Below are 23,558 nucleotides of genomic sequence, written 5' to 3'. Positions count from 1 at the left end.
ATCAGGCGGCAAACTTCAGAAGTTTGATCGCCGCGTAATCCTGCACGCCGCCGCCCACGCGCTTGGTCGTGTAGAACAGGACATACGGCTTCGCCGAATAAGGATCACGCAGCACACGCACGCCGGCGCGGTCAACCACGAGGTAGCCGCGCTTGAAATCGCCGAACGCGACCGCACAGGCATTGACGGCGATATCCGGCATGTCCTCCGCTTCCACGATGGGGAACCCCATCAGAGTAGCGGCCTGGCCAAGGCTCGCCGGCGGCGCCCACAGATATTGACCGTTCTCGTCCTTGAAGCGACGGATCGCGCTCTGCGTCTTGCGGTTCATCACGAAGGTCGCGTTCTGGCGATAGCCCGCCTTGAGAGCATAGATCAGTTCCACCATCACGTCGGACGGGTTCGTAGCCGGGAAATCGGGCCCGCCGGTCTGGACCGTGCCGAGACGGCCCCATTCCCAGATCTCGTCCTCCACCGTGTCCGAGGCGAGGAAGCCCTTGGGCTTGTTGACGCCATCGCCTTTTACGAAGGCTGCACCCTCCTGTTCGGCGAAGGCCGCCTCGACCTCTTCGGCGATCCAGCGGTCGATATCGACCACGGCATCGTCGAGAAGCGTCTGGGTCGCCGCGGGCATCGCATAAAGCTCCATCGCCGGGAAACTCATCTCCGACAGCGCCGGACCCGCCGTCTCGGGCCGCGGCGACGTTTCGCCGACCCAACCGGAGGCAGGACCCGCAGCGGAGAAGGCGCGCTTGTAATGGCCTCCGGAAATCACCTTCACCGAAGAGATTGCCCGGATCGGTGACACGCTTGCGAGACGGCGCAGTACCTCGCGCTCGACAACATCCGGCACGAGGTAGCCGCCGTCGGGACCGCTCGCCGCCGAGAGGGCCTTTTCCTCGAGGCGCTTGAGACCGGTCGCCTCTCCGGTGCGAACATAGACATCGAAGGCCTGCTTGTGTTCGGCAAGAACGGGATCGCGGAAGGCCTCCGTGTTTGCACCGAGCGGCGGGCGAGCCCGTTGCAGTGTCAGATGGTCGACGCGGCGCTTGGTCTCGTCGAGGGCGTGGTCGATGCGGGCGAGCTTCTCGTCGGTAACGACATCGCTCGTCAGACGTGTCTCGATCTGTCCGAGACGCACATCGTTGGTTTCCTTGAACGCCTCGAAGGCGCGGGCGAAATCCTCGAACGCGGCAGAGACGTCGTCCGAGGCAGATTTGGTTTCGATATGGGACATCATGGAACTTTTGACGTGATGGAACCAGTGATTTGGAGAAATGAAAAAGCCCGCCGGAGGGCGGGCTTGTGAGGGTAGCGAGGAACGGATCGATCAGCGCGTTGCGCGCCGGACCTGACGCGTGACCGTCGGCCCCGTGACAGCGCCCACGGCGCCGCCGGCGACGGCACCTGCCGGCCCTGCGACCGCCCCGACACCCGCACCGACTGCGGCGCCGCCGACCCGCTCCTGCGTGGTCGTGCAGCCGGCGACAGCGAGGGCAATGAGGGCCGCGAAAGCAAACATCTTCATGGCGAATCTCCCGAACGAGCGGATCCAAGCTCCGCCCGGTCACAGGCGACCCGCAGTCTCCGCTCTTCCGCGGGCCCATGTCTAACGCCGTCGCGCGGCCAAGGTTCAGGAAAATAATCGAGACGTCGTATTGCGAATGCGGTCCGCAAGATTCTCCTTTGCATGTTTGATCCGATCGACCCGCGCACCGGGCAGCATGGGGAAGGTGACGATGGAGATCTCCCACAGGTCGAGCTTTTCCAGGCGACGCAGGCCGGTAGGTCGCTCGGCCCTTGCGCGCTCGACGCGGAAACCGATCGACAGGCCGTCGACGGCCCGCTCCTCCAGGAGCGCATGGATCTCGCGGGCGCGCTCGACGGCGAGGTTGAGTTTGCCGCGCACCTTCAGGCCGCGGCGATCCTCGACGATGGACAGCCAGCGGCCGATCGGCTCAGATGGATCGTGCTGCCAGAGCAGTCGGATATTCGCCGTTCCACGCTTCTTGAGACTGTCGGCGAACGCGCCCGGCATGACCACGTCCTTCCCGAGATCCGCAATGCCGAACAGGCTCGCATAACCCTCGAACACACCTTCGGCATCGATATTGTGCAGAGGTGCGGACAGCAGCTTCATTTCCTGAACGATGGGCATGCCGCAACGCATCAGCGGGCTCCCTGTCGCGCCGACTTCGGACGCCTGGCGTCGAGTCTTTCGAGCTGGCGCACGAAGTCGCGGAACACGTGGGCAGCGGCACGGCCTTGCGCCGCGCGCACCACCTTCGCCTTGCGCGCCGGGCGCGCAATGGAGCGGATCATGAGGGATCTCCCGATTGACGGCGGTTGAAGAGGGACAGCTCGCGGACGAACTCGTCGAAGCGGCGGTTAGCCGCGAAAAGATCGCGAAGAGTCATCGCAAGCAGAGTTGAAGCGCCGCTCGCCCAGACAAACAGGGCAAGATGCGCGAGATCGCCACGGCTGATGATGGCCTCGGCGACCTTGTCGAAAATGTTCATGTTTTGTTCCTGACAGAAGTTGCTTCGTTCTCGGGCGGTCAGGACGATAAGGCGTCGGCAGGATGTGATGGTCCCGCCAAAAATCCTTTCAGGAGCAGGGGCTTATAGGCGCTTCTCGACGCTTCGGCGCAGGAGTATGCGCGAGTTACGGCAGGTTGAGCTGCCAGGAGACTCCGAAGCGGTCATTAACCCAGGCAAATTGCCGGCTGAAACCATAGGCGCCTTTCGGCATGAGCACTCCTCCGCCCTCGGAGAGCGCGTCGACGAGGTGCGTGAACTGCTCCTCGGAGGCGCATTCGACGAAGAGGGACAGCGAAGGCGTGAAGCTGAAGCCGTGCTTCACGAAACTGTCGCTGCACATGATGGTCTGCCCGGCAATGGTAAAGCTCGCCACCTTCACGGTTCCCTCCGGACCCGCCTCACCCTGTTCATAGACCGTCGCGCTGATGATCTTCCCGTCCGGAAACAGGGACAGATAGAACTCCATGGCGGCGGCCGCCGTTCCTTCGAACATCAGAAACGGGCGGATGGTCGTCGGTGCTGACGGCACGATCTGTCTCCTCGATTTTCACTGGATGATCACGGGAAACGAGCGAATGGGCAATACATTCCGTTGAGATCGAACGGCCGTCACACCTCCTGATCCTCCAATGCACTCGCCATCTCGGCGAGCTTCGTGATCGTGTTGATGTTGCGGGCCGTTCCTTCTCGGGCTGCTGGAATCTTCAGCTTGGACGAGGCCATGCCATCGCCGTAATGCACATAGATCTCGCGCTTCCCAAGCCGAACCTCTTCTCCGTTGCAACCGGTGATCTCCGCAATAGCGGTCGACGGTGGCTTGGCATTCAGGAAGATCGCGACGGTCCGGCTCGGAACAGTGTCTGAAAATGGGTTTCGGTCCAGAACGGCAGCCAACTCGGCGGCTGTCCGCACGAGAACGCCGACCCGCTTCCCCGCATAGACTTCCAGCGCAGCCTCAAGCAACGCCCTCACCTGCGCTTCCGACTTGTGACTGGAAAACACCACGTTGCCGCTGGCAATATAGGTCTGGACGTTCGCAAATCCGGCTGCCTCACACAGGGCCTTCAGGTCGCTCATCGGAAGCTTTCCCGTACCGCCGACATTGACGGCGCGCAAAAGGGCGACAAAAGCGGTCATAAAGCCTCCCCGTTGATGGGCAATACGATCCCGGAAACAGCTTCCGGGATCGGCAGAATAAGAGCAGCGAGCAAGTTCTACAGCGTCCAATTCCTAATGACAGCCGCCAAATAGCTCTCCACACTTACCGCTTCGCGAAGTACGGTCCATACTAAAGTGATGCATCGGCATCGATGTGATAGCTCGAAGCGTACTTATTGGGGCTATAGGAATAGTTATTCGCCCTTCCAACGCGAACCTGATAGTTCGAAGATGGACTCTGGTTCGTTGCATAGATGCAGTACATATTGACATAATAAAAAGTGTTGTTGTCGATAATAACTGAGTTGTATGCTCCATAAAGATACAAGCACGCTTGGCTCGCACTCGTCTGGATCTGGGCAATCGGACCGATAAAATTGCTTGTGATGACACCGAAAGATTGAGAGCCACCTGTTGCAGCGCTCACCGTAATACCGCGGAAACGTCCGTTTTTGATCACGTTTCCGGTGACTACGTATCCAAGGACGGACTCCAGGCCGATTGAAGCCGACTGTTCTTGCCCGCTTGTGCCGAGCCAGCCAAAGCCTTCGATCTTGTTGCCCTCGATAAGGATGTCTTTTGCGAAGTTGCCGTTGGTGTAATCGCCCGAAACGAGGATACCGAAGCCAGATGCATTAGCGCTTCGTCCAACCAAGGAATTGTTCAAGATTTTAACATTTTCAGGCGCAAGAAGCGGAACACCGCCGTCAGCGCGGTTTTGAGGTGTGATGTAGATGCCGTCACGCACTGCCTCGATCAAGTTTCCTTCGATAACGACGTTTCGACCGCCATGCGTGTCGATGCCATGCCACGTGACGACGCCTGAGATCTGGTTGTTCCTAATCCATACACTCTCCGAAACAGGGAGCTGATTGTCGTTCGATGCCGCGATGCCATAAGCATTCTCCGCATATGTGATCGGCTGCGGCAAGCCGATATTCACCACCCTGTTTCTTTCGATCCACGCATATTTGCAGGAATTCAGCATAACCCCTGCATAACTGCAGTCAGCGACCTCAACGCCCTCTACGCGCAGATTGGTGACACGGGTAGGCCGGATACCGGCGCCGTTCCAACCTTTGATCTTAAATGGCCCCTTGATTGCCACATCGAAAAGATCCGCTCCCGCTAAGTCTTTTGCACTTAGGCCATTATTCGTCGCGGTCTGCGCCTGGGTAGTGGCCGATGTGCGCGGCCCGGTTACGGCGACAGGGCCCTGCGCTTCCAGCGTCACGGACGAGCTTCGAACGCAAAGTCCATCGTTGGCGGATGAAAAATCCGAAAGAGTGAAATGAGATCCCGCCTCGAAGAGAAAATGCCCGGGCTTTCTAAAGTTGATCCCGTTCACAAGTGAGACATTACAGGTTTTGACAAGGACCGTGACATTCTCAGGCGCAGCATTGACGTAGCTCTGGAATGTGGCTTCATCCTCTGCACCATTCATATCAATTACGTAAAACGACATTCCTAATTTATCCCGCTAATACAATTGTCGGCATGAAAGTGTGATTTAAAAAAACCTGACTGCTTATCCTCGTCGATGCATCAACTCCTCTGTGTATTGACATGTCGCCCATACCCCACCGCCTCCCGCTTCTCGTCATCGCTCAGGAAGCTGGCCGCGGTGATGCGGCGCCAGAGGCTTTCGCGCTCGTCGGCAAGGGCTTCGATGGCATCGAGATCGGGTTCGAGGTGGAGCGTTTCGCCGAAGGCCGGCGCAAGCCACTGGGCGATGGCCTGCGCGGTGCGTTTCGCCAGCGGGATCACCGTCTGGCGGTAGAAGGCGCGGTTGGCTTCCGCATAATTGGCGTGCGTGTTGTCGCCCGGCAGGCCGAGCAGCAGGGGCGGCACGCCGAACGCCAGCGCGATTTCGCGCGCCGCCGCGGCCTTTGCTTCGACGAAATCCATATCCTTCGGCGACAGCGACAGGGGCTTCCAGTCGAGGCCGCCTTCGAGCAGCAGCGGGCGACCGGCATTGCCTGCGCCCTGATAGTTCAGTTCCAGCTCCTGCTTGAGCCGGTCGAACTGCGTATCGTTCAAAAGGGCGTTGCCGAGGACGAGCGCGCCGGAGGGACGCGCCGCGTTGTCGAGCAGCGCCTTGTTCCAGGCGCCGGCCGCATTGTGGATGTCGAGCGCCGTCGCGGCCGCCTCCATCGGCGAAAGCCCGTAATGATCGTCCGCCGGATGGAACAGCGTGAGATGCAGGATCGGCGGGATCGGGTCCGCCCCTTGCGCGAAGCGGATCGTCTGCGTGCCGACGGCATATTCATAGGCTGCCGGCCATCCATCCGTGCCAGGCACGACGCGCATGCGGTCCGGACGCAGGGCATGGAGCTCCCGCGGAAGACCATCGACGCTCACCGCCTCCACATAAGCATTTCCCGACACCAGGAGATGCCCGAAGACGCTTTCCAGAAAGCGCTGCCCGCCCTCGCGGACATTGGGCTGCGCCAGCAGGTCGAGCAGCGGATGCTCAATCGCCTCCCCGCCTCGCGTCTTGAGGACCAGGGGGAGAGACGCGGCAGCCTCGGAAACCAGCCTCACGGCGCGATGCACGATGGCGTTCTTCTGGAACCCTTCGCGGGCCAGAGCGCCATAGTCCCGCGGCGTCCAGACGGCCTGTCCGGCCACATAGAACGCCACGGAGGACGGCGCGCGCGAGGCCTTGGCTTCGGGCGGATCCCGAAGCCAGCGGGTCAACATCGTCAACATGAAAAGCTCCTACCCGCATGCGAACGGGCAAAGTAGTGTTTGCGCAACGCCGATTGACGCTGCACATTCAGAAAGGCACTGAGCATAAATGCCCAGCACCGGGCCGCCGAAAGGTCATTCGAAAGAAGGTCCAAGTATCATGCGCGACACGCTTCTGTTGATCGGCCGCATTCTTCTTGCGGCGATATTCGTCATCTCCGGCATCACCAAGTTCTACGCGCTCGGCGACACGGCCGCATACATCGCATCGAAAGGCCTGCCGTTGCCCTGGCTCGTCGCGCCAGTGTCGGCCGTGGTGGAAGTGGCACTGGGCCTTGCGATCGTCGTCGGCTTCAGGACTCGCTGGGCTGCCCTCGCCCTGGCGGTCTTCGCCCTGGTGACGATCCCCTTCTTCCACGACTTCTGGAACATGTCCGATCAGGCGAGAGCTGAAAACCAGATCCAGGCGATGAAGAACATCGCCATGGCTGGCGCCTTCCTCATCCTCATGGCATCGGGCGCCGGCAGGCTATCGGTCGATCGTGATCGACCGTTCTGAGACACATCACAGCATGCGCACCCGCGGCAGAGGCGTCTCGCGGAGCATCAGTTCCGTGAGCGCCCAGACGAGGGCATCCATCCGATCCGGAGAGCGACCCGAACTTAGGCCACCCGGACCGAAGTCGCACAATTCGTCCTCGAGTTCCGGGAAGGCGCCGACATGGCGCACCCGGTCTTGCGCATAGAGCACCGAGACCGGCTCGGCCCGCAGATATTTTCCCCGTGTCGCCCGCACGCTCTTCACGGGCACAGCGGGATCGATCTCGCGAATGACCTGAAGCGCCATCTCGCCTCCCTGGTTGGTTTCGACCACCAGCGCATCGGCCTGGAGGCGACGATAGAGTGCGATAGCCTTCTCGCCCCATTGAGGCGGTTTCAGACCCGTTGCGGTCTCGTCCGCCAGCACATGGGCGATGCCGCCGTCGTCGATGCCCGCTGCGACGATGCCGCAGGCATCCGCGCGACGGGATGAGGAGGCTGGCGGATCGACCGCGACGACGATGCGCGTCAGAGGCGGTGCATGGTCCGTCCGGCAGAGCTCGATCGTTTCGCGGCTCCACAACGCATCCGGCCGATCCTCGATGATCTCGCCGTCGAGCTCCTGCCGCCCGAGCCGCGTTCCGGCATAGCGGCCAACCACGATATCGAGGAAAGCGGGAGCCAGATTGTCGGCATTGTCGGCGGTCTTTGCCCGCGACACCGCCACCAGCGGATCCGCGAGAAGGCGCTTGAGCAACGGGATCGGACGCGGGGTGGTCGTCACCATCTGGCGCGGCTGCGCACCGAGACGGAGACCGAATTGCAGCATGTCCCAGGTGTCGTCGGGATGACGCCACTTGGCGAGTTCGTCCGCCCATGCGGCCTCGAACTGAGGACCGCGCAACGAGTCCGGATCTTCCGCCGAAAACACCTGCGCGACCGCGCCGTTCGGCCATTCCAGCCGGCGCAGGGACGGCGACCAGGAGGGACGCTCCGAGCGCGCATGGATTGCGAGAAGACCGGCCGGTCCCTCGATCATCACATGGCGCGCATCGGCGAAGGTTTCGCCGATCAGCGCGATGCGGCCGAGCGGCGGTTCGGCAAAATCGGGATCGCCCACGGCAATGCCGCGCACCCATTCGGCGCCGGCGCGGGTCTTGCCCGCACCTCGCCCGCCGAGCATGAGCCAGGTCGTCCAGGGCTCGCGCTTGCGCATAAGCCCAGGCGGCCGCTGCGCGGCGTGGCAGCGAAGCGGCCAATGGCGGAGAATGCGCTCGAAATCGCCCTCACGCCAGGAGGCCGTCGCCTCCGCAAGCTTCCTCTTCCGCCACAAGGCGTTCAAGGTGACGAGCAAGCTCGTCGCGGAGATCGTGGATACTGCGGCCTTGCGCGTGGTCGAACGGCCCGGTCTCATCGAGCGTATCGCTTTCCTGTTCAAGAAGCGCCTGCGCGGCGATCAACGTCTTGGCGTAGGACGCAAGCGTGCGCGCCGTCTTGTCGTGATCGAGCGTGGCGTCGCGCTTCTGCTCCTTCACGAGAGCCTTGATGCGCGAGCGGGTGGCATTCGCCAGCGACAGAGCCGCCTCATGCAGGCTCGACCGGCGCACGGCCGATGTCTTGGGACGTAACTCCGTCGTCTCATCGTCGGGCGCAACGTTCGATGCCGGCGCAAGAAGTTCTGCACGAGGCGGCCAGGACCAGGCCCGGCGCAGGCGGTAAAACGTCTCGGTGCTGATATCGAGAAAAAGCGCGATGGATTTGATCGTCACCTCGGGGTGACGGGAATAATAATCGTAGGCCCGCTGCTTCATCTCAGCGGAAATCTCGGTCGTCATGAATCAATGAACTGGATGAGCCAACAAAAAACCGCTCGGGCACGAGGCCGGAGCGGTGGAGGATACTGGCGGGAGAGCGGCTGGGGGGCTTGAATGTCGCTCACACTTCGTCAGTGTTCTTGTTTTGTACACTAGGAGCGCATCGCTGTCAAGCCTCGATTCAGAATATTCGCCCATCCGGGCGAGACTCACCGGTCTGCGGGCATTGCAGAACAGAGAGGACCAAGGTGATGAAGCCAACGAGCTTCAGAGACGCAATGACGATGTGGCCGAACTCCCATCGGTTGCGGATGACAAAGAAATCTTCGGGCAAGGGCCCAGGCTGCCATGTGGCGAGAATCGCATTGGCGGGCGCGACCACCGACAGCCACATCGTCAGACTGACGGCAAAGAGGAGCGCCCCGATCAGAGCGAACCAGAATGCGGGTCGCTCCCGACGCAGCGTGAACGCAAGAATCCCCGCAAGCAGAATCGCCCCAATGTCGAGCGGACCGCCGAGCCAACCGAAAACCTGATACTGGCCATTGAACACCGTCGCCTGGCGCCAAAGCTCCGGCGACCACACCGTCAGTCGAGGCAACGCCTCGAGGACATGCGCGAAAGATGCCCCAAGGCTCAGGGCCGCGATCACAAGAACTCCACATCGCAAGGCCGGCTGGACCATGAGAATCCCCCGATGATAAAGCCCTCGAAGGGGGTGCCGCCATACGGCTCCGATGAAGAAGACACTGCGACGATCGCGAAAAGGCAACGCATTCCCAACAGAAGGCGTTCGCCCTTTGTGCTAAAATGAAAAAAATTGCGGATAAGATTTCGCCCACCGTCGATCAGACAGAGAACACAACGCAAATAAAAAATGAACGTTTAACTTGCTAACATCACAAATGTGGGACGATACATGCTTATATAACCCACACAATACCTGCTGTCAAATAGAATTACATTCCAGTTGCTTCCGATCGCCATAGATCTGCTATTCTGGGCCTTCGAAGAAGAGATCCGCAACGACCATGTCGTGATCGGAAATTGGCTGCCCCTCCCCGTCGAGTGCGGGCAGGATTTGCGGATCGGTGGCCTGCAGGCCACGCACGACGATCCAGTCGAGTTTGCCGAAGGGAGGTTGCGGCTTGTTCTGCGGACCGGTCCGCTGGGTCGGGAGCGGAAGATTGGCGGAGGCCCAGGTGAAACCCGCGCGCCTCAAATCGTCGAACAGGGGTTCGTCACGCTCAGGGATCTCCAGCAGCCGGCGGGCCTCCTGTCGATCCCGCGGCAAGCTCTTGGTGTTGAAGTCGCCCCCAATCACCCAGGCGGCGCGGGCATCGATTGCCTCGATCCCATTCAGCAGATGCTGGATCTGCATGCGCCGGTCGTCCGGATTGGTCTTGCTCTCCAGATGGACGGCTGCGACCCAGAGCGGACGCGGCGCACCCGTGAGACGGACCGCAACGGCGATCCGTCCACCGACCCGCCGTTGCGCCCCCTCCTTGCCCGGAAACCAGAAGCCGCTTTCCTCGAGCGGGATGATGCACGGATTGTCGAAGGCCAGTTTAGAGACGATCGCGTTGCCATGGAAACTGCGTGCATTGCGTTCGCCAGCATGCCGTCGCATCTCGATGGGGTCGCCGAGATCGAGTTCCACGAATTCGACGCCATAGGCATAGCCCTCCCCTGTCGCGCCGATTATCTCGCGCAAAGGATGGCCGTTGCCCGAGCGTGCCATGCCGAGATCGACCTCGCTGAGCAGCGCCACATGTGCCTGCGATGCATCGAGAAGAGCGCGAGCCGCATCGGGCCGCTTCAGGCGCTCTGCGTTGAACGCAGCGATCCGCAAGTATCCGGGCCAGGCGAGCGGCGTGGATGTCGGGCGCTGCTCGACCCTATGGAAAGCAGGAATGGCGTGAAGAAACTCCGCATGACGCTCCGGCGTCGGAGGCCCGTTGCGCGCCTCGGCGAGCAGATCGGATTCGGGCGCGGGCAAATCGCCAATGGTAGTTTGAATGAGAGGACGCATGACCGACTCGCGATTGCGTCAAGCGGCTTCCTCCGAGATAGGCATGGCCTTCGTCATGGGAAGCGTAAAGCACAAACAAAAAAATGACTCACTATTAGGAACTTGTTTTGCTATTAGGAGTTTATCGGCGTAGCCATAATGAAGATCGGGGAGAAGGCCCATGCTTACCTGGGCTGGATTAGTCGCGCTTGTAGTTGGCGCTCTCACCTATTTGTCAGGTGACGTTGTTGCAGTCTTGCGAGGCGCTGCGGAGCTCGGAGCGGTGACCGCGATGTTCGCCCTGGTCTGCGCCTTCGAAGCCTTCAACTGAAACAGACCGACACTTCTGTTTCTTTTTCACGCATGTCCTCTGGCAATTTGGAGAAGCGGTTCTAGTTGCTCAAAATGATGCAACGTTATCATCTTGTCAATGAACATTCCCTCTTCTCCCGACTCGCCCGCCCAACCATCTTCCCCTATCGTCTTTCACGAAGCCGAACGAGCCGAAAGCCGACAAGGCTCCGGAGGGCATCACGACCGACAGCTAGCCCTCATTCTCGAAGAGATCGGGAGTCCGTTCTACACGCTTGATCGTCACTGGCGGTTCACGTCCGTCAACCGGGCGGCCGAAACCTATTACGGCGTTCCCCGCGACACGATGATGGGCCGCATCATCTGGGACCTCTTTCCCGCATCGGTCCCGACGCTCCGCCCGGTCTGCGAGAAGGTTCTCACAACCGGCGAGCCGATCCTGTTCGAAGGGGATTCCTCGCGCGCCAAGGCAGCTCTCGCGCTCAAGATCTTTCCCTGTCGGGACGGCATCGGCATCAGTCTCGCCGAATGGAGCGCGCAGCGCCGTGCAGAAGAGGTGCTGAAGGAAAGTCAGGCGCAGCTGAGCGCGCTGGCCGACAATCTGCCGCTGGGCGTGGTCTACCAAATGAACGACGGCCTCAGCTACGAAGACCGACGCTTCCTCTATATCTCGGCGAGCTGCGAGCGTCTGAACGGTGTCCCAGCCTCCCATGCCTTGCAAAATCCTCACTTCCTCTTCGACCTCATTCTTCCAGAACATCGTGAGCATGTTGCAAGGAAGCTAGCCGAGGCGCACCGCAACCGCACACCCTTCGACGTGGAGTTCGAGATCCGCCACGCAAGGACGGGTGAGATCCGCTGGCAGCGGATCGTCGATGCGCCGCGTCAGTTACCGAACGGCTCGTACGTGTGGGACGGCATCCAGATCGACATCACCGATCACAAGCGCGCGGAAGAACATCTGCGCCTTCTCGTCAACGAACTCAATCACCGGGTGAAGAACACCCTCGCGACGGTCCAGTCCCTCGCGGCGCAGAGCTTCGCCAGGATCGGCAGATCTTCGGACGACGCGTTCTTACAGGCACGGGAGGCCTTCGAGGCACGCCTCTTCGCACTGGCACGGGGGCATGACATCCTGACCCGCGAGAACTGGGAAGGTGTGCGTCTATCGGATGTCGTGGCGGAGATCTTCGCTCCCTATCAGAACATGTCCGGCAACGGCGATGCCATCACCAGTGAAGGCCCCGACCTGCGGGTCACTCCAACCATCGCCCTCAGCCTCTCCATGGCGCTCCACGAGCTGTGCACGAACGCGCTGAAATACGGCGCCCTGAAGCAAGCCGGCGGGACGGTTCGCATCACCTGGGAGGTCAGCGGAAGCGGGGATGCACGGCGGCTCCTCATGCGCTGGGAAGAGAGAGGCGGCCCAGTCGTGAGCGCACCGTCCCAGAGGGGATTCGGCTCCCGGCTGATCGAGGACGGGCTGTCGCGCGAGCTCAACGGTACCGTTCATCTGGGGTTCGAACCCACCGGAGTCGTTTGCGCCATCGACGTGCCACTTTCCTCGGCAGGATAGCGACAGGGGTCCCAGAGGGGCCGTCCACTCATAATCCCGGCTCTGCCGCCGTCTCAACCATTCGTCGATAGGCTTCGGAATCGGCTTGCGGAGGCATGGACTTTTGTTGTCAATACCACCCCAAGTGACACAGTCACGATTCCAGGGAGAGAACGATCTATGAAACGTCGCCAGTTTTTGCAGGCCGCTACGATCGGCGCTGCTTCGACTGCCGTCGCCGCACCGGCGATTGCCCAGTCGATGCCCGAAATCAAGTGGCGTCTGCAGTCCGGATTTCCGAAATCCCTCGACACGATCTATGGTGGCGCAGAGGTGATCTCGAAATTCGTCTCCGAGGCCTCGGACGGCAAGTTCCAGATCCAGCCCTTCGCGGCCGGTGAAATCGTCGGCCAGCCGCAGATCGCCGATGCCGTCGGCACCGGCACCATCGAGATGGGCCATACCTGCTCGTATTATTATTTCGGCAAGGATCCGACCTTCGCCCTCGGCACTGCGGCACCGTTCGGCCTCAATGCCCGCCAGATGAACGCCTGGCTCTATCACGGCACCGGCAATGACCTCCTCAACGAGTTCTACGCCAAGCACAACATCTACGGCATGCCGGCTGGCAACACGGGCGTGCAGATGGGCGGCTGGTTCCGTAAGGAAATCAAGACCCCGCAGGACCTCCAGGGCCTGAAGATGCGCATTGCCGGCATCGCCGGCGCAATGCTGGCGAAGCTCGGCGTCGTGCCGCAGCAGATCCCCGGCGGCGACATCTACCCGGCGCTCGAGCGCGGCACCATCGATGCCGCCGAGTGGGTCGGCCCCTACGACGACGAGAAGCTCGGCTTCTCGAAGGTCGCGCCCTACTACTACTATCCCGGCTTCTGGGAAGGCGGCCCGGCGATCCACCTGTTCATCAACCAGGGCAAGTGGAAAGAGCTGCCGAAAGCTTACCAGTCGATCCTGACGGCCGCGGCCGGCTACGCCAACAACGACATGCTGGCGAAGTACGATGCCCGCAACCCGGCCGCTCTGCGCCGCCTGCTCGGTTCGGGCACGCAGCTGCGTCCGTTCTCGCAGGAAATTCTCGAAGCGGCCTACAAGGCAGCCAACGAGGTTTACGAAGAGACCTCCGCGAAGAACCCGGACTTCAAGAAGGTCTACGAGAGCATCCGCGCCTTCCGCAACGAAGAATATCTCTGGTTCCAAGTGGCCGAGTATTCCTACGACACATTCATGATCCGCGCCCGTGCCCGCGGGTAACGGGCTTCACGTTCTCGTGATTGGAGGGCGGCCGCAGGGCCGCCCTTTTTTATTTGTCCTCTAACTTTATCTCTTGGAGAGGCCGAGCGCTTCCTTCGCCCGCCTCCGTAACGATAACGCGGGGACATGCCTGACATGATCTGGACGCTGCGCGTCAGTTTTCTGCTGTTCCTGGCCTGGCTGATCTTTCTCGTCTCACCTTTCGTCGCGCTCTACGATCTCGCGAAGGCCGTGCAGGCACGAGACACAGCGAAGATCGAACAGCGGATCAACTTCCACGCCGTGCGTCTCTCGTTCTCGCGCCAGCTCCTGGGCGAGTATCTCAAGAGCGCCGACGGGCAGGACATCGGCGGCATCGACCGCAATGCGGCGGCTAGCGCCGGCGCGACGGTCTTCGACCCCTATATCGAAAAGCTCGTGACGCCGCAGGCGCTCATGGATCTCCTGCAGAAAGGAACGTCACCGCAGGGACCCGCCGGCCCTGCCCCGGATCTCCAGGCGTTCGATCTCGGCACCATGAACCGCGAAACCCTTCGCAAGGCCTGGGATCTCTTCATTTCCTCTGAATCGCAAGGCTTCCGGACCATCGTCATGCCTCTTCCGACGGACCGGCCGAAGGACGAACAGTTCAGGCTGACGTGGCGATTGAGCGGAACGACCTGGCGCCTCTCGGGCCTCGATCTGCCCAAGGCGCTTCGCGACGAACTCATCCGTCGGATGCCGCCGCCCTCCGGCTAGCGGAGAACCAGGGCGACGAAAACCGGGAGACCGCATTTTGCGGCCTGCGTCACAGGATCGAGATGACTTCTCCGGCAACGGCGCAGAGGACCACGACCATCCATGGCGGCGTTCGCCACATGAAAAGCATCAGGAACGCGGCCGCCGCCAGGTCGAAATCGGCAGAACTGAGGATGCCCGCCGTCCAAACAGGATTGTACAGCGCAGCCAGGAGCAGACCCACCACTGCCGCATTGACGCCCTTCAGGGCTGCCTGCGCTGTCGGCGTGCGCCGCAGACCTTCCCAGAAAGGCAAGACGCCGACAACCAGCAGGAACGACGGAAGGAAGATACCGACAAGGCACAGCGCTGCTCCGGCCCAGCCGTTCGGCTCCGGGCCCATGACGGCTCCGAGATAGGCGGCGAAGGTGAAGAGTGGGCCGGGGATCGCCTGGGCGGCGCCATAACCCGCCAAGAACGCATCGTTCGAAACCCATCCCGGCGGGACGACAGAGGCCTGAAGCAACGGCAGGACCACATGGCCGCCGCCGAAGACCAGCGAGCCTGCCCGATAGAACGCATTGAACAGGGCGACGCTCTGGCTCCCCGTCGCGGCCGCCAGGAAGGGCAGCCCGATCAGCAGGATGAAGAAGACGGCCAGGGCAACGGCTCCGGTCCATCGGCTCACGGACAGAGGAAGCTCGGCGTGGGCAATGGTCCCCGTGCCCCGGAGAAAGGTGACGCCGACGAGGCCGCCGAGCACGATCGCACCGATCTGCCCCCAGGCCGAAGGAAAAGCGAGCGTGACGGCGGCCGCAGCCACTGCCAGGGTGGCGCGCTCCCGATCCGGCGTCAGGGTCCGAGCCATGCTGAGCACCGCCAGGACGACGACCGCCACCGCCGCCACCTTGAGTCCATGGAGCCACCCGGACCCGAAGGCGTGTCCCAGGAACCCGATACTGAAGGCGAACAGTACTAGAGCAATGGCCGAGGGCAGCGTAAAGGCGGCCCAGGCGGCAAGCGCTCCGAGATAACCGGCCCGCGACAGGCCGATGGCCATGCCGACCTGGCTCGAGGCCGGCCCGGGCAGGAACTGGCACAGGGCAACAAGATCGGCATAGGCTCGCTCGTCGAACCAGCGGCGCCGGACGACGAACTCATCGTGGAAATAGCCGAGATGGGCCACAGGACCGCCGAAGGAGGTCAGGCCTAGCTTGAGGAAGGCCGCGAAAACCTCGCCCGCATGGCCCTGCGGTGTCGTCGGTGTGAGCTGAGGAGCCTCTTGCCTGTCCATGATCAGTGCGCTCCCGCCCGCATGAGGCTCAGCGCGATCGGACTTCGCCTGTCAGCTCGCGCAGCTTGTCGCGAGCGTAGGCCAGGGCTTCGCGGCCGAGCGATGTTGCCCGGTAGATCCGACGCTGGGTACGCCCGACGCGCTCGATGCGGGATTCCAGATAGCCCTTGCGCTCCATGGAGTGCAGCATCGGGTAGAGCGTGCCGGGACTGAGGCGGTAGCCATGCCGCCCCAGCTCCGCGATCATCCAGTTGCCGTACAGATCGCCCTCGGCCGCATGATGCAGGATGTGGATCCTGATGAACCCGGAGATGAGATCCTGATGCTCCATTGCATTCATGTTCCATGCGATCGTGGCCGCTCACTATCGAATTTCGTTATCGGGAACCGATATATGGACCAAGAGTTGGTTTGGCAATCTGCCGGAGAGGCCTCCAGCGGGCCGATTGCAATCCCTGAGCCAGGGAGATCCATCATGGCGAGCGCAGCCGACCGCGATCCGCGGCACCATACGCAGAAAATGCAGACCCGGCTCCAGGAGACGATCGACCATCTGCGCGAGGATATCGGCAAGGTGGATGAGCCGCAGCTCAAGGCGATGTTCGAGACGGCGGCGGAAGTGCTCGGCGGACTCAAGAAGGCGTTCAGCGACTACGAGCAGAAGAACGAAGCCGCCTGGAAGCGCTGATCCCGTTTCGAGCCGCGAATGAAAGACTGCGCCGCCCTGCATTTCCAGCACTGACGGAGCACGGGATGATCGTGTACGCGCTGCGCAATCCCATGACGAAAGAGAAGCAGCGCCTGTTCTTCATGCATTGGTGGGGTGTTGGCCGGTCGCAGGGCCTTGCGGTTGGTCTCCGCGCAGATCTCGACAAGATGAACATCCAGAAGGCGTAGAGCAGATAACCTTCCGGCTTCCAGCACCTCGCAAACCTTGCCTGCGCCAAAGGCCTTGGAAGGCCTCAGATATCAGCGTGGATCGCAAGCTGCTTCAGAAATCCAATATCAACAAGATCGCCGGGCAGCGTATACGCGATCTCCAAACTCACGATGTCCGACGCAGCCGATACCGCAAGAACTTCGCTTCTTGCGAATAATACTTACAGTCGTCAGTTTTGCCAAAGAAGCCACCCGACGGTGGCAAGTGGAAAAACGGTTCCGAGTAAGAAACAGATCACACGGGACGACATGACCAAACCCTCCTGTGCTTAAAAACTCCCTCGTAAATCTTCTGTTCCTTCGTCTTTTCGCCACCGGCCACGCTTCCGGGCAGATCCGGGACGGAGAAACGCGCCCGAAAACTTCCGGTTTCTCGGACGAGGAACCGAGTGCCGCGGCCCTGATTGTCTGAACAGGCCAGGATCCGGAACGATGAACAGCGGCAATTCCCCACCCAAGGAGCGCATGAGCAATGCGGAGTTCATCCGCAAGACACTCATTCTCATGGGCCTTATCGTCCTCGCCCTGATCCTGTGGCAGCTCTCAAGTATCGTGCTCCTGGCCTTCGGCTCGATCCTCGCCGCGATCATTCTGAACGCCGCCGCCGACGCGCTCAGCCGGTACCTTCGCGTACCGTCGCGATGGGCGCTGGCTGTCGCAAGCTTGCTGATCTTCGCCCTATTCGTTGGGCTTCTGTTTCTCTTCGGCGCCAATATGAGGACGCAGATGAGCAGCGTGGCGGAGCAGCTGCCGCTTGCCATCGATCAGCTCGGCCGCAAGATCGGAATCAGCTCGATTTCCGATAACCTTTCACAGTTCATGAGCGAGATTCCGAGCACGGGACTCGTGCAACGCATCGCCGGAATCGGCGGAACGGTCCTGGGCGGGCTCACCGATTTCGCGTTGGCGGTTTTCGCGGGCCTCTACATCGCCGCCTCGCCGCAGCTTTACTTTGACGGCTTCGTCAAGCTCTTCCCGCTCAATCATCACCAGAGGATCGAAAGCGCCCTCGCCACCTGTGGACAGGCCCTGCGCCTCTGGTTGACGGCACAACTCCTGTCGATGGCCTGCGTCGGCGTCATGGCAGGTCTTGCGTTCTGGCTGATCGGGCTGCCCTCGCCGCATGCGCTCGGGCTCATCGCCGCGCTCCTGGAATTCGTCCCGTTCCTGGGGCCGATTCTCGGCGCCGTTCCGGCCGTGCTGATCTCCATCACGCTCGGGAGCAAAGCCATGCTCTGGACGGTGGCCGCGGTGGTCATCGTGCAGCAATTGGAGGGCAATCTCATTCAGCCTCTGCTGCAACGGAAAATGGTCAACATCCCTCCTGCCCTGGCCTTGTTCGGCATTGTGATCGGCGGCGTGCTCTTCGGGACGCTTGGCCTGATGCTCGGCTTCCCGCTTCTGGTCGTGATCTTCGTTCTGGTCAAAAAGCTCTACGTGCGGGAAGTCCTCGGCGAGACGACCCCCGTCCCCGGCGAGGCGAAGCCCGGGACGGAGGGGATGCCAGGACCGGCCAAGTCCTGAGGCCTATCGAATCGCTCGCTTGGAAAAGCAAAAGGAGCCGTCTCCGCAAGAAGAACAGCTCCTTAGGTGGCGACATGATCATGTGCCAGGAGAAATCCGGAAATAATCCGGTAATGGAACCTAAGTTATCAGGATGAATTCGGTCCGTCGTGCGGCGGGCGTCAGGCCACGTCAAGCACAACGTCCCTTAAAAGGTCGAGTCCGGTGGCGTCATTGTCGTAGCCTCCTCTTTAGGGTGGCACGTCGACAACTTCCGCCTTTCGTCACGAGGAGTCAATCCCGCAGATCGCGAACTATTGATCACTTCTGAAAATTTTTCGTTTATCGCCAGGAGCTTGGCTTTACTTGCCGTGCGATGACGGATGCCATGGAGACGATGCGTCACTCTCTGCCTCATCGCCCGCCGGCCAATCCACGAGCCGCTCCAGCAATTCGCGGACGGTGAAGTCCTCCTCGGGACCGGCGACCCTGTCGCGCACGGAAATGCCTGCGGCATGGACCGTTTCCGGATCTCCCGACATCAAGGGATGCCACCAGTAGAGATCGCGCCCTTCAGCGATCAGCCGATAGGCGCAGGTGGGCGGCAGCCAGGACAGTTGGCGCACGGTGTCGGGCGTCAGGCGAACGCAATCCGGCACCTTGGCCTGCCGGTTGGGGTAGTCCCGGCAACGGCAGGTGTGATCGTTCAAAAGGGTGCAGGCCACATCCGTATAGAGCACCTCGCCGGTATCCTCGTCCTCCAGTTTGACGAGGCAGCAGCGCCCGCATCCGTCGCACAGACTCTCCCATTCCTCCGCCGTCATGGCGTCCAAGGATTTCGTCTTCCAGAACGGCAAATCTTCAGGCTTTAACGTTACGGGAGCTGTGGTATCCATAGAGAGGTCTCAACCCTTTCTTTACGGCACTTTGAAGGAGGTGGGGACCTGCCGGTTTTGGATCTTCCCCCGTGAAGCGATGAAACCATATGAACCGTCAAGCCTTTTCGTGAGTTGTTAATGCAAGCCACAGCGGCATAGCCGAGCCGCTCGGGTGAGAAGGACCGTATCCAATCCCTCAGGTCGCCCGACCTGTCCCCAAGGATTTTTCCGTGCGCTCACAACCCCGTACACCCCTCAAGACAAGGATTAAGCGCGCAGCCTTGGCCTTCGATGCCTGGCTGAACTCGTCCCTGTTCCAGAGTGGCCAAGGCCTCGGGCGTGGTTGGGAAATCTATTCGGACTGGGCGAAGTGCCTGCGGTTTCGTGGCGCACCCCGGGTCATCCTCGATCTCACCAGCGAGGCCGTAACCCTCGGAACGGCGGGCAGCATCGTCATGCTGGCCTTGGCCCTTCCGGCCTTTCGTGAGACCGAAGAGGACTGGCTGAAGACCCAGGACCTCGCCGTCACCTTCCTCGACCGCTACGGTCAGGAGGTGGGACGACGCGGAATCCGGCTCGATGATTCCTATAAGCTTGAGGATTTCCCGGACTACCTCGTGAAGGCTGCCATCTCCACTGAGGATCGGCGCTTCTATGATCACTGGGGCATCGACCCCATCGGCACGTTCCGCGCTCTCGTGGTCAACACCCAGGGCGGCGGCGTGGTGCAGGGCGGCTCCTCCATCACGCAGCAGCTTGCCAAGAATCTCTTCCTGACCAACGAGCGCTCCCTCGAGCGCAAGATCAAGGAGGCCTTTCTGGCCCTCTGGCTGGAATCGCACCTGACCAAGGACCAGATCCTCAAGCTCTATCTCGATCGCGCCTATATGGGTGGCGGAGCGCACGGCGTGGTCGCCGCGGCGGACTACTATTTCGGCAAATCGGCCAAGGACGTGACCCTGGCCGAGGCGGCCATGCTCGCCGGCCTGTTCAAGGCCCCGACGAAATATGCGCCGCATATCAACCTTCCCGCTGCCCGTGCCCGCGCCAACGACGTGCTGCGCAACATGGTCGAGGCCGGTTTCCTGACCGAGGGCCAGATCCAGACGGCCCTGCGCAACCCGGCAACCCCGGTCAACCGCAGCCGCGAGACTACGCCCGACTTCTATCTCGACTGGGCCTTCGAGCAGGTGAAGCAGCTCGCCGCCGAGAAGAAATTCGGCAACGACCGCGTGCTGACCATCAAGACGCCACTCGACACGAACCTGCAGGCCCATACGGAAGAGACGCTCGAGAACATGCTTCGGCAGCATGGCCGCGAGTATCGTGCGGGCCAGGGCGCGATCGTCGTGATGGACGTGGACGGCGCCGTCCGCGCCATGGTCGGCGGGCGCGACTACGGTCAGAGCCAGTTCAACAGGGCGACGGACGCGCTGCGTCAGCCCGGCTCTTCGTTCAAACCGTTCGTCTACGCCACGGCTCTCACGGCGGATCCGAAGCTCACGCCGACCTCGACCGTGGTCGACAAGCCGATCTGTCTCGGCAACTGGTGCCCGCAGAACTATGGCCGCTCCTTCTCCGGCAGCATGCCCATGGTCTCCGCCCTGGCGCGATCCATCAACTCGATCCCGGTCTGGATGTCGCTGCAGATCGGCAAAGGCAACGCCAAGGCGGGACGCGCCAAGATCATCGAGATGGGTGCGAAGATGGGCCTGACCCATCCGCTGACGGATTCGAGTTCCCTGCCCATCGGCGCCGCGGAGGTGACGGTCATCGACATGGCCGCATCCTATGCGGTCTTCGCCAATGGCGGGCGCAAGGCGCCGCCCTACGCGGCCTGGGAAGTCCGCAACTCGCAGGGCGACGTGATCTATCGCCGCTCAACGGACACCCCGCCGCCGCAGGTCCTGGAGCCGCGGGTCGTCAACGCCATGAACTTCATGATGAACAAGGTCATCGAGGAGGGAACCGGCAAGCGCGCCATGCTCGACGGCATCCGCGCCGCCGGCAAGACCGGCACGACCAATGCCTATCGCGACGCCTGGTTCGTCGGCTTCACGGGCAATCTCGTGGCCGGCGTCTGGTTCGGCAACGACGATCACAGCGCCATGAACAACATGACCGGAGGCACCCTGCCCGCCATGACCTGGCATGAGGTCATGGCCTTTGCCCATCAGAATCTCGAAATCCGGCCGCTTCCCGGCTTGGAGCAGACCGGCAACGCCAAGGTGGCTGTGGCGAACCGCGGGGCGGCGGACGATAGCTCCGCGGCGCAGCAACAGGCCTATCTCGCCGGTACCCTGTCCCGCCGCTCCTTTGAGGTGCTGGGAAGCATCGGCAACCTGTTCCAGTCGGCCGTGGGTCCGGCTGCGGCGACCAAGCAGGATCCGCTGCGGACATCGGAAACGCGTGACACCACCGCGTCTGCCTCCCGGCGCTTCGCGATGCCGTGACACGCTGACCTCCTGACGGGACAAGGACTTTGCCCTATGTGCCGAATAATCCGATGATCCTGCCTGTGAGCACAGCCCCGAGGCGACTCCCCTTCTGGGTCCAATGCTCTAGATCGAAGGTGTGTTCTTCATGACCCCCGTCCCAACGCACCCTCCCAAAGATTCCCGTTACCCGTGACCGCCAGACCGATCCCCACTGCCGCCCTCATCCTCTATGCCCTGGTGCTCGCCTTGGGCCTCGGCGTCGGCTCGGCCTATGCCGTCCTCAACGGAACGCCTCCGTTCGGAAGCCGCCGTCTCGGTCCTTGGCAGGCGTGGCCGAAGCTCGGATCGGCGGATGCCGATCCCTATATGCGGGCGATCGTAGCCCGCCGGGGCGACGTCCCGCTCGCCATCGGCGAAGGGCTGGCTCTGACAGCCCTCGTCGACAAGGACGGGCGCAAGCTGAGTTCCGCATGCTCCTATCGCATCGGGCGTTCCACGCCTGCAGCCCGGTGGTGGACACTCACCGTCTATGATGAGGCCGGCCGGCCTTCTCCATCGGAACTCGGGCGCAGCGGCTTCACCTCCTCGGAGGTCGTGCGCGATGCCGACAATATGTTCACCATCGCCCTTTCGCGCAGTTTGAGCCCAGGCAACTGGCTGCAGCTTCCGGCCTCCGGGCCGTTTACGGTCGTGCTACGCCTCTACGACATTCCCGGCGCGGCCGGCCTCAACCTGAACGCTGATGACCTGCCCACCATCGAACGCGGGGAATGCAGCGCATGAGCAACCTGACCCGCCTCTTCCTCGCGACGCTCAGCGGCCTGGTGCTGGCCGCAGGCGTTCACATCGCGATCATCTTCGCCGCGCCCTCCTTTGCCGAGAACGATGCCTTCAACCGCCTGCAGGAAACGCTCACCGAGGATCAGGCACAGCTGATCAGCCCAGCCGGCGGCGAGAAGACCTGGCTCCCGCTGCCCGACCCGGCGACCGCCGTCGCCGCCTGCGCCTTCGACCTGTCCGACGGCCCGGTGCGCGTGACCGCAAAGCCTGGGCAGGACTTCCTGTCGTTCTCCTTTCACACCAAGACGCGAGGCGTGTTCTTCGCCGTCACGGACCGTGCCGCCATTCGCGGCGAACTGGAACTCGTCGTCATGACGCCGCGCCAGCTCGACGAGGCACGTGCGGCGGAAGACGAGAACGACCCGTCACGGGACGTGCGGATTGTGGCGCCGCAGGAACAGGGATACATCGTCGTCCGCGTGGCCGCGCCGCGACCAAGCCAGCGGGTGCAGGCCGAGGAGGCTGCGAAGGCCGTCACCTGCACGATCGACGAAGACGAGGCGAGCTGATGCCGCAACCGGGCTTCTGGCGCCCCATGACCGCAGAGGATCTGCCGGTCGTGAAGGCTCTCGCCGACCGCATTCATGTGGATCATCCAGAGGACATGCAGGTCTTCGTAGAGCGCCTCGCGCTCCATCGCGCCGGCTGTCATGTCCTCGAGGAAGACAAGCGCCTCATCGGATACACCCTGAGCCATCCCTGGCGCTTCGGCAATCCTCCGGCTCTGAACACGCCTCTCGGCAGCATTCCTGCGGATGCAACGACCTATTACGTCCACGACGTCGCGCTGCTTCCAGAGTCACGCGGGAAGGGTTATGCGGCAGATATCGTTGCGCGACTGACGCAGCATGCCATCGAACGGGGATTCGACAATCTGTCGCTGGTGGCCGTCAACGGCTCGCGCGGATTCTGGGGACGTTTCGGATTCCAGGAAGCGATGACGGAGGCGTTGCGCAGGAAACTCGCCAGCTATGGCGGCGACGCGCTGCTGATGCGCAAGAATATGGTCGCTTCGGACATGTGAGGCATCACGACGTCGCGCAAGGTCGGACGACGTCA

At 61.9% G+C, this 23,558-nt stretch carries 28 protein-coding genes; 12 read left to right on the top strand and 16 right to left on the bottom strand.

The window, feature by feature from the left end; translation table 11 throughout:
* Position 1: 1 nt before the first annotated feature.
* The 9 genes from K9B37_RS08885 to K9B37_RS08845 all read right to left on the bottom strand — a co-directional run bounded on the left by K9B37_RS08885 (position 2) and on the right by K9B37_RS08845 (position 6,410).
* Positions 2-1,237, bottom strand: coding sequence for a phage major capsid protein (locus K9B37_RS08885; protein ID WP_439651706.1), 1,236 nt, complete (start codon positions 1,235-1,237; stop codon positions 2-4).
* 93 nt (positions 1,238-1,330) lie between these two features.
* On the bottom strand, positions 1,331-1,528 hold the full coding sequence (locus K9B37_RS08880; protein ID WP_224312724.1) for a hypothetical protein: 198 nt from the start codon (positions 1,526-1,528) through the stop codon (positions 1,331-1,333).
* A 105-nt stretch (positions 1,529-1,633) separates the two neighbouring features.
* Positions 1,634-2,140, bottom strand: a complete 507-nt coding sequence (locus K9B37_RS08875; RefSeq protein WP_369414261.1) for an HK97 family phage prohead protease — start codon at positions 2,138-2,140, stop codon at positions 1,634-1,636.
* 29 nt (positions 2,141-2,169) lie between these two features.
* The gene (locus K9B37_RS08870) at positions 2,170-2,322 is read right to left on the bottom strand and encodes a hypothetical protein (protein ID WP_224312722.1); all 153 of its coding nucleotides are present in this window, start codon (positions 2,320-2,322) and stop codon (positions 2,170-2,172) included.
* The gene (locus K9B37_RS08865) at positions 2,319-2,519 is read right to left on the bottom strand and encodes a hypothetical protein (RefSeq protein ID WP_224312721.1); all 201 of its coding nucleotides are present in this window, start codon (positions 2,517-2,519) and stop codon (positions 2,319-2,321) included. The genes K9B37_RS08870 and K9B37_RS08865 overlap by 4 nt, the downstream gene beginning before the upstream one ends.
* A gap of 145 nt (positions 2,520-2,664) precedes the next feature.
* On the bottom strand, positions 2,665-3,069 hold the full coding sequence (locus tag K9B37_RS08860; RefSeq protein ID WP_224312720.1) for a VOC family protein: 405 nt from the start codon (positions 3,067-3,069) through the stop codon (positions 2,665-2,667).
* Positions 3,070-3,149: 80 nt separating this feature from the next.
* Positions 3,150-3,677 carry a DUF1697 domain-containing protein gene (locus K9B37_RS08855; RefSeq protein ID WP_224312719.1) on the bottom strand — a complete coding sequence of 176 codons (528 nt, stop codon included), beginning with the start codon at positions 3,675-3,677 and terminating at the stop codon, positions 3,150-3,152.
* A gap of 151 nt (positions 3,678-3,828) precedes the next feature.
* Positions 3,829-5,163 carry a right-handed parallel beta-helix repeat-containing protein gene (locus tag K9B37_RS08850; RefSeq protein ID WP_224312718.1) on the bottom strand — a complete coding sequence of 445 codons (1,335 nt, stop codon included), beginning with the start codon at positions 5,161-5,163 and terminating at the stop codon, positions 3,829-3,831.
* Positions 5,164-5,243: 80 nt separating this feature from the next.
* Positions 5,244-6,410, bottom strand: coding sequence for a phage portal protein (locus K9B37_RS08845; RefSeq protein ID WP_224312717.1), 1,167 nt, complete (start codon positions 6,408-6,410; stop codon positions 5,244-5,246).
* A 139-nt stretch (positions 6,411-6,549) separates the two neighbouring features.
* Between K9B37_RS08845 and K9B37_RS08840 the strand changes: the two genes are divergently transcribed.
* A complete protein-coding gene (locus K9B37_RS08840; protein WP_224312716.1) occupies positions 6,550-6,948 on the top strand; it encodes a DoxX family protein in 399 nt (132 codons plus the stop codon).
* Positions 6,949-6,954: 6 nt separating this feature from the next.
* Here the strand turns inward: K9B37_RS08840 and K9B37_RS08835 are convergent, their stop codons facing one another.
* The 4 genes from K9B37_RS08835 to K9B37_RS08820 all read right to left on the bottom strand — a co-directional run bounded on the left by K9B37_RS08835 (position 6,955) and on the right by K9B37_RS08820 (position 10,775).
* Positions 6,955-8,283, bottom strand: a complete 1,329-nt coding sequence (locus K9B37_RS08835; RefSeq protein WP_500796457.1) for a DNA-packaging protein — start codon at positions 8,281-8,283, stop codon at positions 6,955-6,957.
* Positions 8,216-8,764 carry a hypothetical protein gene (locus K9B37_RS08830; protein ID WP_224312715.1) on the bottom strand — a complete coding sequence of 183 codons (549 nt, stop codon included), beginning with the start codon at positions 8,762-8,764 and terminating at the stop codon, positions 8,216-8,218. Before K9B37_RS08830 ends, K9B37_RS08835 begins: the two co-directional genes overlap by 68 nt.
* Positions 8,765-8,924: 160 nt before the next feature.
* Positions 8,925-9,428 (bottom strand): DUF1772 domain-containing protein, encoded by a 504-nt coding sequence (locus tag K9B37_RS08825; protein ID WP_224312714.1) that lies wholly within the window; start codon positions 9,426-9,428, stop codon positions 8,925-8,927.
* 309 nt (positions 9,429-9,737) lie between these two features.
* On the bottom strand, positions 9,738-10,775 hold the full coding sequence (locus K9B37_RS08820) for an endonuclease/exonuclease/phosphatase family protein (RefSeq protein WP_224312713.1): 1,038 nt from the start codon (positions 10,773-10,775) through the stop codon (positions 9,738-9,740).
* Between the two features lie 160 nt (positions 10,776-10,935).
* Here K9B37_RS08820 and K9B37_RS08815 point away from each other — a divergent pair, with 160 nt between their 5' ends.
* From K9B37_RS08815 to K9B37_RS08800, 4 genes are all read left to right on the top strand, one after another.
* Positions 10,936-11,085 carry a hypothetical protein gene (locus K9B37_RS08815; protein WP_224312712.1) on the top strand — a complete coding sequence of 50 codons (150 nt, stop codon included), beginning with the start codon at positions 10,936-10,938 and terminating at the stop codon, positions 11,083-11,085.
* 99 nt (positions 11,086-11,184) lie between these two features.
* Positions 11,185-12,642 (top strand): sensor histidine kinase, encoded by a 1,458-nt coding sequence (locus K9B37_RS08810; protein WP_224312711.1) that lies wholly within the window; start codon positions 11,185-11,187, stop codon positions 12,640-12,642.
* Between the two features lie 159 nt (positions 12,643-12,801).
* A complete protein-coding gene (locus tag K9B37_RS08805; RefSeq protein WP_224312710.1) occupies positions 12,802-13,890 on the top strand; it encodes a TRAP transporter substrate-binding protein in 1,089 nt (362 codons plus the stop codon).
* A gap of 126 nt (positions 13,891-14,016) precedes the next feature.
* Complete coding sequence (locus K9B37_RS08800; protein ID WP_224312709.1) at positions 14,017-14,628, top strand: DUF2939 domain-containing protein; 612 nt, start codon at positions 14,017-14,019, stop codon at positions 14,626-14,628.
* A 49-nt stretch (positions 14,629-14,677) separates the two neighbouring features.
* Here K9B37_RS08800 and chrA read toward each other — a convergent pair whose 3' ends face one another.
* Together chrA and K9B37_RS08790 are read right to left on the bottom strand one after the other, a co-directional pair.
* Positions 14,678-15,901 carry a chromate efflux transporter gene (chrA, locus tag K9B37_RS08795; RefSeq protein WP_224312708.1) on the bottom strand — a complete coding sequence of 408 codons (1,224 nt, stop codon included), beginning with the start codon at positions 15,899-15,901 and terminating at the stop codon, positions 14,678-14,680.
* Between the two features lie 28 nt (positions 15,902-15,929).
* Positions 15,930-16,241, bottom strand: coding sequence for a PadR family transcriptional regulator (locus K9B37_RS08790; RefSeq protein ID WP_439651700.1), 312 nt, complete (start codon positions 16,239-16,241; stop codon positions 15,930-15,932).
* Between the two features lie 135 nt (positions 16,242-16,376).
* Here K9B37_RS08790 and K9B37_RS08785 point away from each other — a divergent pair, with 135 nt between their 5' ends.
* The 3 genes from K9B37_RS08785 to K9B37_RS08775 all read left to right on the top strand — a co-directional run bounded on the left by K9B37_RS08785 (position 16,377) and on the right by K9B37_RS08775 (position 18,364).
* Positions 16,377-16,589, top strand: a complete 213-nt coding sequence (locus K9B37_RS08785; RefSeq protein ID WP_224312707.1) for a hypothetical protein — start codon at positions 16,377-16,379, stop codon at positions 16,587-16,589.
* A complete protein-coding gene (locus K9B37_RS08780) occupies positions 16,577-16,798 on the top strand; it encodes a DUF1259 domain-containing protein (RefSeq protein ID WP_369414260.1) in 222 nt (73 codons plus the stop codon). Before K9B37_RS08785 ends, K9B37_RS08780 begins: the two co-directional genes overlap by 13 nt.
* Positions 16,799-17,272: 474 nt before the next feature.
* A complete protein-coding gene (locus K9B37_RS08775) occupies positions 17,273-18,364 on the top strand; it encodes an AI-2E family transporter (protein WP_224312706.1) in 1,092 nt (363 codons plus the stop codon).
* A 341-nt stretch (positions 18,365-18,705) separates the two neighbouring features.
* On the opposite strand, the gene K9B37_RS08770 is transcribed toward K9B37_RS08775, so the two are convergent.
* Positions 18,706-19,239, bottom strand: a complete 534-nt coding sequence (locus K9B37_RS08770; RefSeq protein WP_224312705.1) for a YcgN family cysteine cluster protein — start codon at positions 19,237-19,239, stop codon at positions 18,706-18,708.
* Between the two features lie 212 nt (positions 19,240-19,451).
* On the opposite strand from K9B37_RS08770, the gene K9B37_RS08765 reads away from it, so the two are divergent.
* The 4 genes from K9B37_RS08765 to K9B37_RS08750 all read left to right on the top strand — a co-directional run bounded on the left by K9B37_RS08765 (position 19,452) and on the right by K9B37_RS08750 (position 23,523).
* Positions 19,452-21,674 (top strand): transglycosylase domain-containing protein, encoded by a 2,223-nt coding sequence (locus K9B37_RS08765; protein WP_224312704.1) that lies wholly within the window; start codon positions 19,452-19,454, stop codon positions 21,672-21,674.
* Between the two features lie 174 nt (positions 21,675-21,848).
* Positions 21,849-22,442: a DUF1214 domain-containing protein gene (locus K9B37_RS08760; RefSeq protein ID WP_224312703.1), complete on the top strand. Its 594-nt coding sequence runs from the start codon at positions 21,849-21,851 to the stop codon at positions 22,440-22,442.
* Positions 22,439-23,008, top strand: coding sequence for a DUF1254 domain-containing protein (locus K9B37_RS08755; RefSeq protein ID WP_224312702.1), 570 nt, complete (start codon positions 22,439-22,441; stop codon positions 23,006-23,008). The genes K9B37_RS08760 and K9B37_RS08755 overlap by 4 nt, the downstream gene beginning before the upstream one ends.
* Positions 23,008-23,523: a GNAT family N-acetyltransferase gene (locus K9B37_RS08750; protein ID WP_224312701.1), complete on the top strand. Its 516-nt coding sequence runs from the start codon at positions 23,008-23,010 to the stop codon at positions 23,521-23,523. The genes K9B37_RS08755 and K9B37_RS08750 overlap by 1 nt, the downstream gene beginning before the upstream one ends.
* Positions 23,524-23,558 lie beyond the last annotated feature (35 nt).

Source organism: Microvirga puerhi (assembly GCF_020089865.1).
GTDB lineage: Bacteria > Pseudomonadota > Alphaproteobacteria > Rhizobiales > Beijerinckiaceae > Microvirga > Microvirga puerhi.
Note: the sequence above shows the minus strand (reverse complement) of the source record. Positions and strands in the feature narration are given on the sequence as shown.

Excerpts from the sequence above, each read along its gene's own strand:
- K9B37_RS08885 (WP_439651706.1), bottom strand. The coding sequence starts at position 1,237 with ATGTCCCATATCGAAACCAAATCTGCCTCGGACGACGTCTCTGCCGCG.
- K9B37_RS08880 (WP_224312724.1), bottom strand. The coding sequence starts at position 1,528 with ATGAAGATGTTTGCTTTCGCGGCCCTCATTGCCCTCGCTGTCGCCGGC.
- K9B37_RS08875 (WP_369414261.1), bottom strand. The coding sequence starts at position 2,140 with ATGAAGCTGCTGTCCGCACCTCTGCACAATATCGATGCCGAAGGTGTG.
- K9B37_RS08870 (WP_224312722.1), bottom strand. The coding sequence starts at position 2,322 with ATGATCCGCTCCATTGCGCGCCCGGCGCGCAAGGCGAAGGTGGTGCGC.
- K9B37_RS08865 (WP_224312721.1), bottom strand. The coding sequence starts at position 2,519 with ATGAACATTTTCGACAAGGTCGCCGAGGCCATCATCAGCCGTGGCGAT.
- K9B37_RS08855 (WP_224312719.1), bottom strand. The coding sequence starts at position 3,677 with ATGACCGCTTTTGTCGCCCTTTTGCGCGCCGTCAATGTCGGCGGTACG.
- K9B37_RS08850 (WP_224312718.1), bottom strand. The coding sequence starts at position 5,163 with ATGTCGTTTTACGTAATTGATATGAATGGTGCAGAGGATGAAGCCACA.
- K9B37_RS08845 (WP_224312717.1), bottom strand. The coding sequence starts at position 6,410 with ATGTTGACGATGTTGACCCGCTGGCTTCGGGATCCGCCCGAAGCCAAG.
- K9B37_RS08840 (WP_224312716.1), top strand. The coding sequence starts at position 6,550 with ATGCGCGACACGCTTCTGTTGATCGGCCGCATTCTTCTTGCGGCGATA.
- K9B37_RS08830 (WP_224312715.1), bottom strand. The coding sequence starts at position 8,764 with ATGACGACCGAGATTTCCGCTGAGATGAAGCAGCGGGCCTACGATTAT.
- K9B37_RS08825 (WP_224312714.1), bottom strand. The coding sequence starts at position 9,428 with ATGGTCCAGCCGGCCTTGCGATGTGGAGTTCTTGTGATCGCGGCCCTG.
- K9B37_RS08820 (WP_224312713.1), bottom strand. The coding sequence starts at position 10,775 with ATGCGTCCTCTCATTCAAACTACCATTGGCGATTTGCCCGCGCCCGAA.
- K9B37_RS08815 (WP_224312712.1), top strand. The coding sequence starts at position 10,936 with ATGCTTACCTGGGCTGGATTAGTCGCGCTTGTAGTTGGCGCTCTCACC.
- K9B37_RS08810 (WP_224312711.1), top strand. The coding sequence starts at position 11,185 with ATGAACATTCCCTCTTCTCCCGACTCGCCCGCCCAACCATCTTCCCCT.
- K9B37_RS08805 (WP_224312710.1), top strand. The coding sequence starts at position 12,802 with ATGAAACGTCGCCAGTTTTTGCAGGCCGCTACGATCGGCGCTGCTTCG.
- K9B37_RS08800 (WP_224312709.1), top strand. The coding sequence starts at position 14,017 with ATGCCTGACATGATCTGGACGCTGCGCGTCAGTTTTCTGCTGTTCCTG.
- chrA (WP_224312708.1), bottom strand. The coding sequence starts at position 15,901 with ATGGACAGGCAAGAGGCTCCTCAGCTCACACCGACGACACCGCAGGGC.
- K9B37_RS08790 (WP_439651700.1), bottom strand. The coding sequence starts at position 16,241 with ATGAATGCAATGGAGCATCAGGATCTCATCTCCGGGTTCATCAGGATC.
- K9B37_RS08785 (WP_224312707.1), top strand. The coding sequence starts at position 16,377 with ATGGCGAGCGCAGCCGACCGCGATCCGCGGCACCATACGCAGAAAATG.
- K9B37_RS08775 (WP_224312706.1), top strand. The coding sequence starts at position 17,273 with ATGAACAGCGGCAATTCCCCACCCAAGGAGCGCATGAGCAATGCGGAG.
- K9B37_RS08770 (WP_224312705.1), bottom strand. The coding sequence starts at position 19,239 with ATGGATACCACAGCTCCCGTAACGTTAAAGCCTGAAGATTTGCCGTTC.
- K9B37_RS08755 (WP_224312702.1), top strand. The coding sequence starts at position 22,439 with ATGAGCAACCTGACCCGCCTCTTCCTCGCGACGCTCAGCGGCCTGGTG.
- K9B37_RS08750 (WP_224312701.1), top strand. The coding sequence starts at position 23,008 with ATGCCGCAACCGGGCTTCTGGCGCCCCATGACCGCAGAGGATCTGCCG.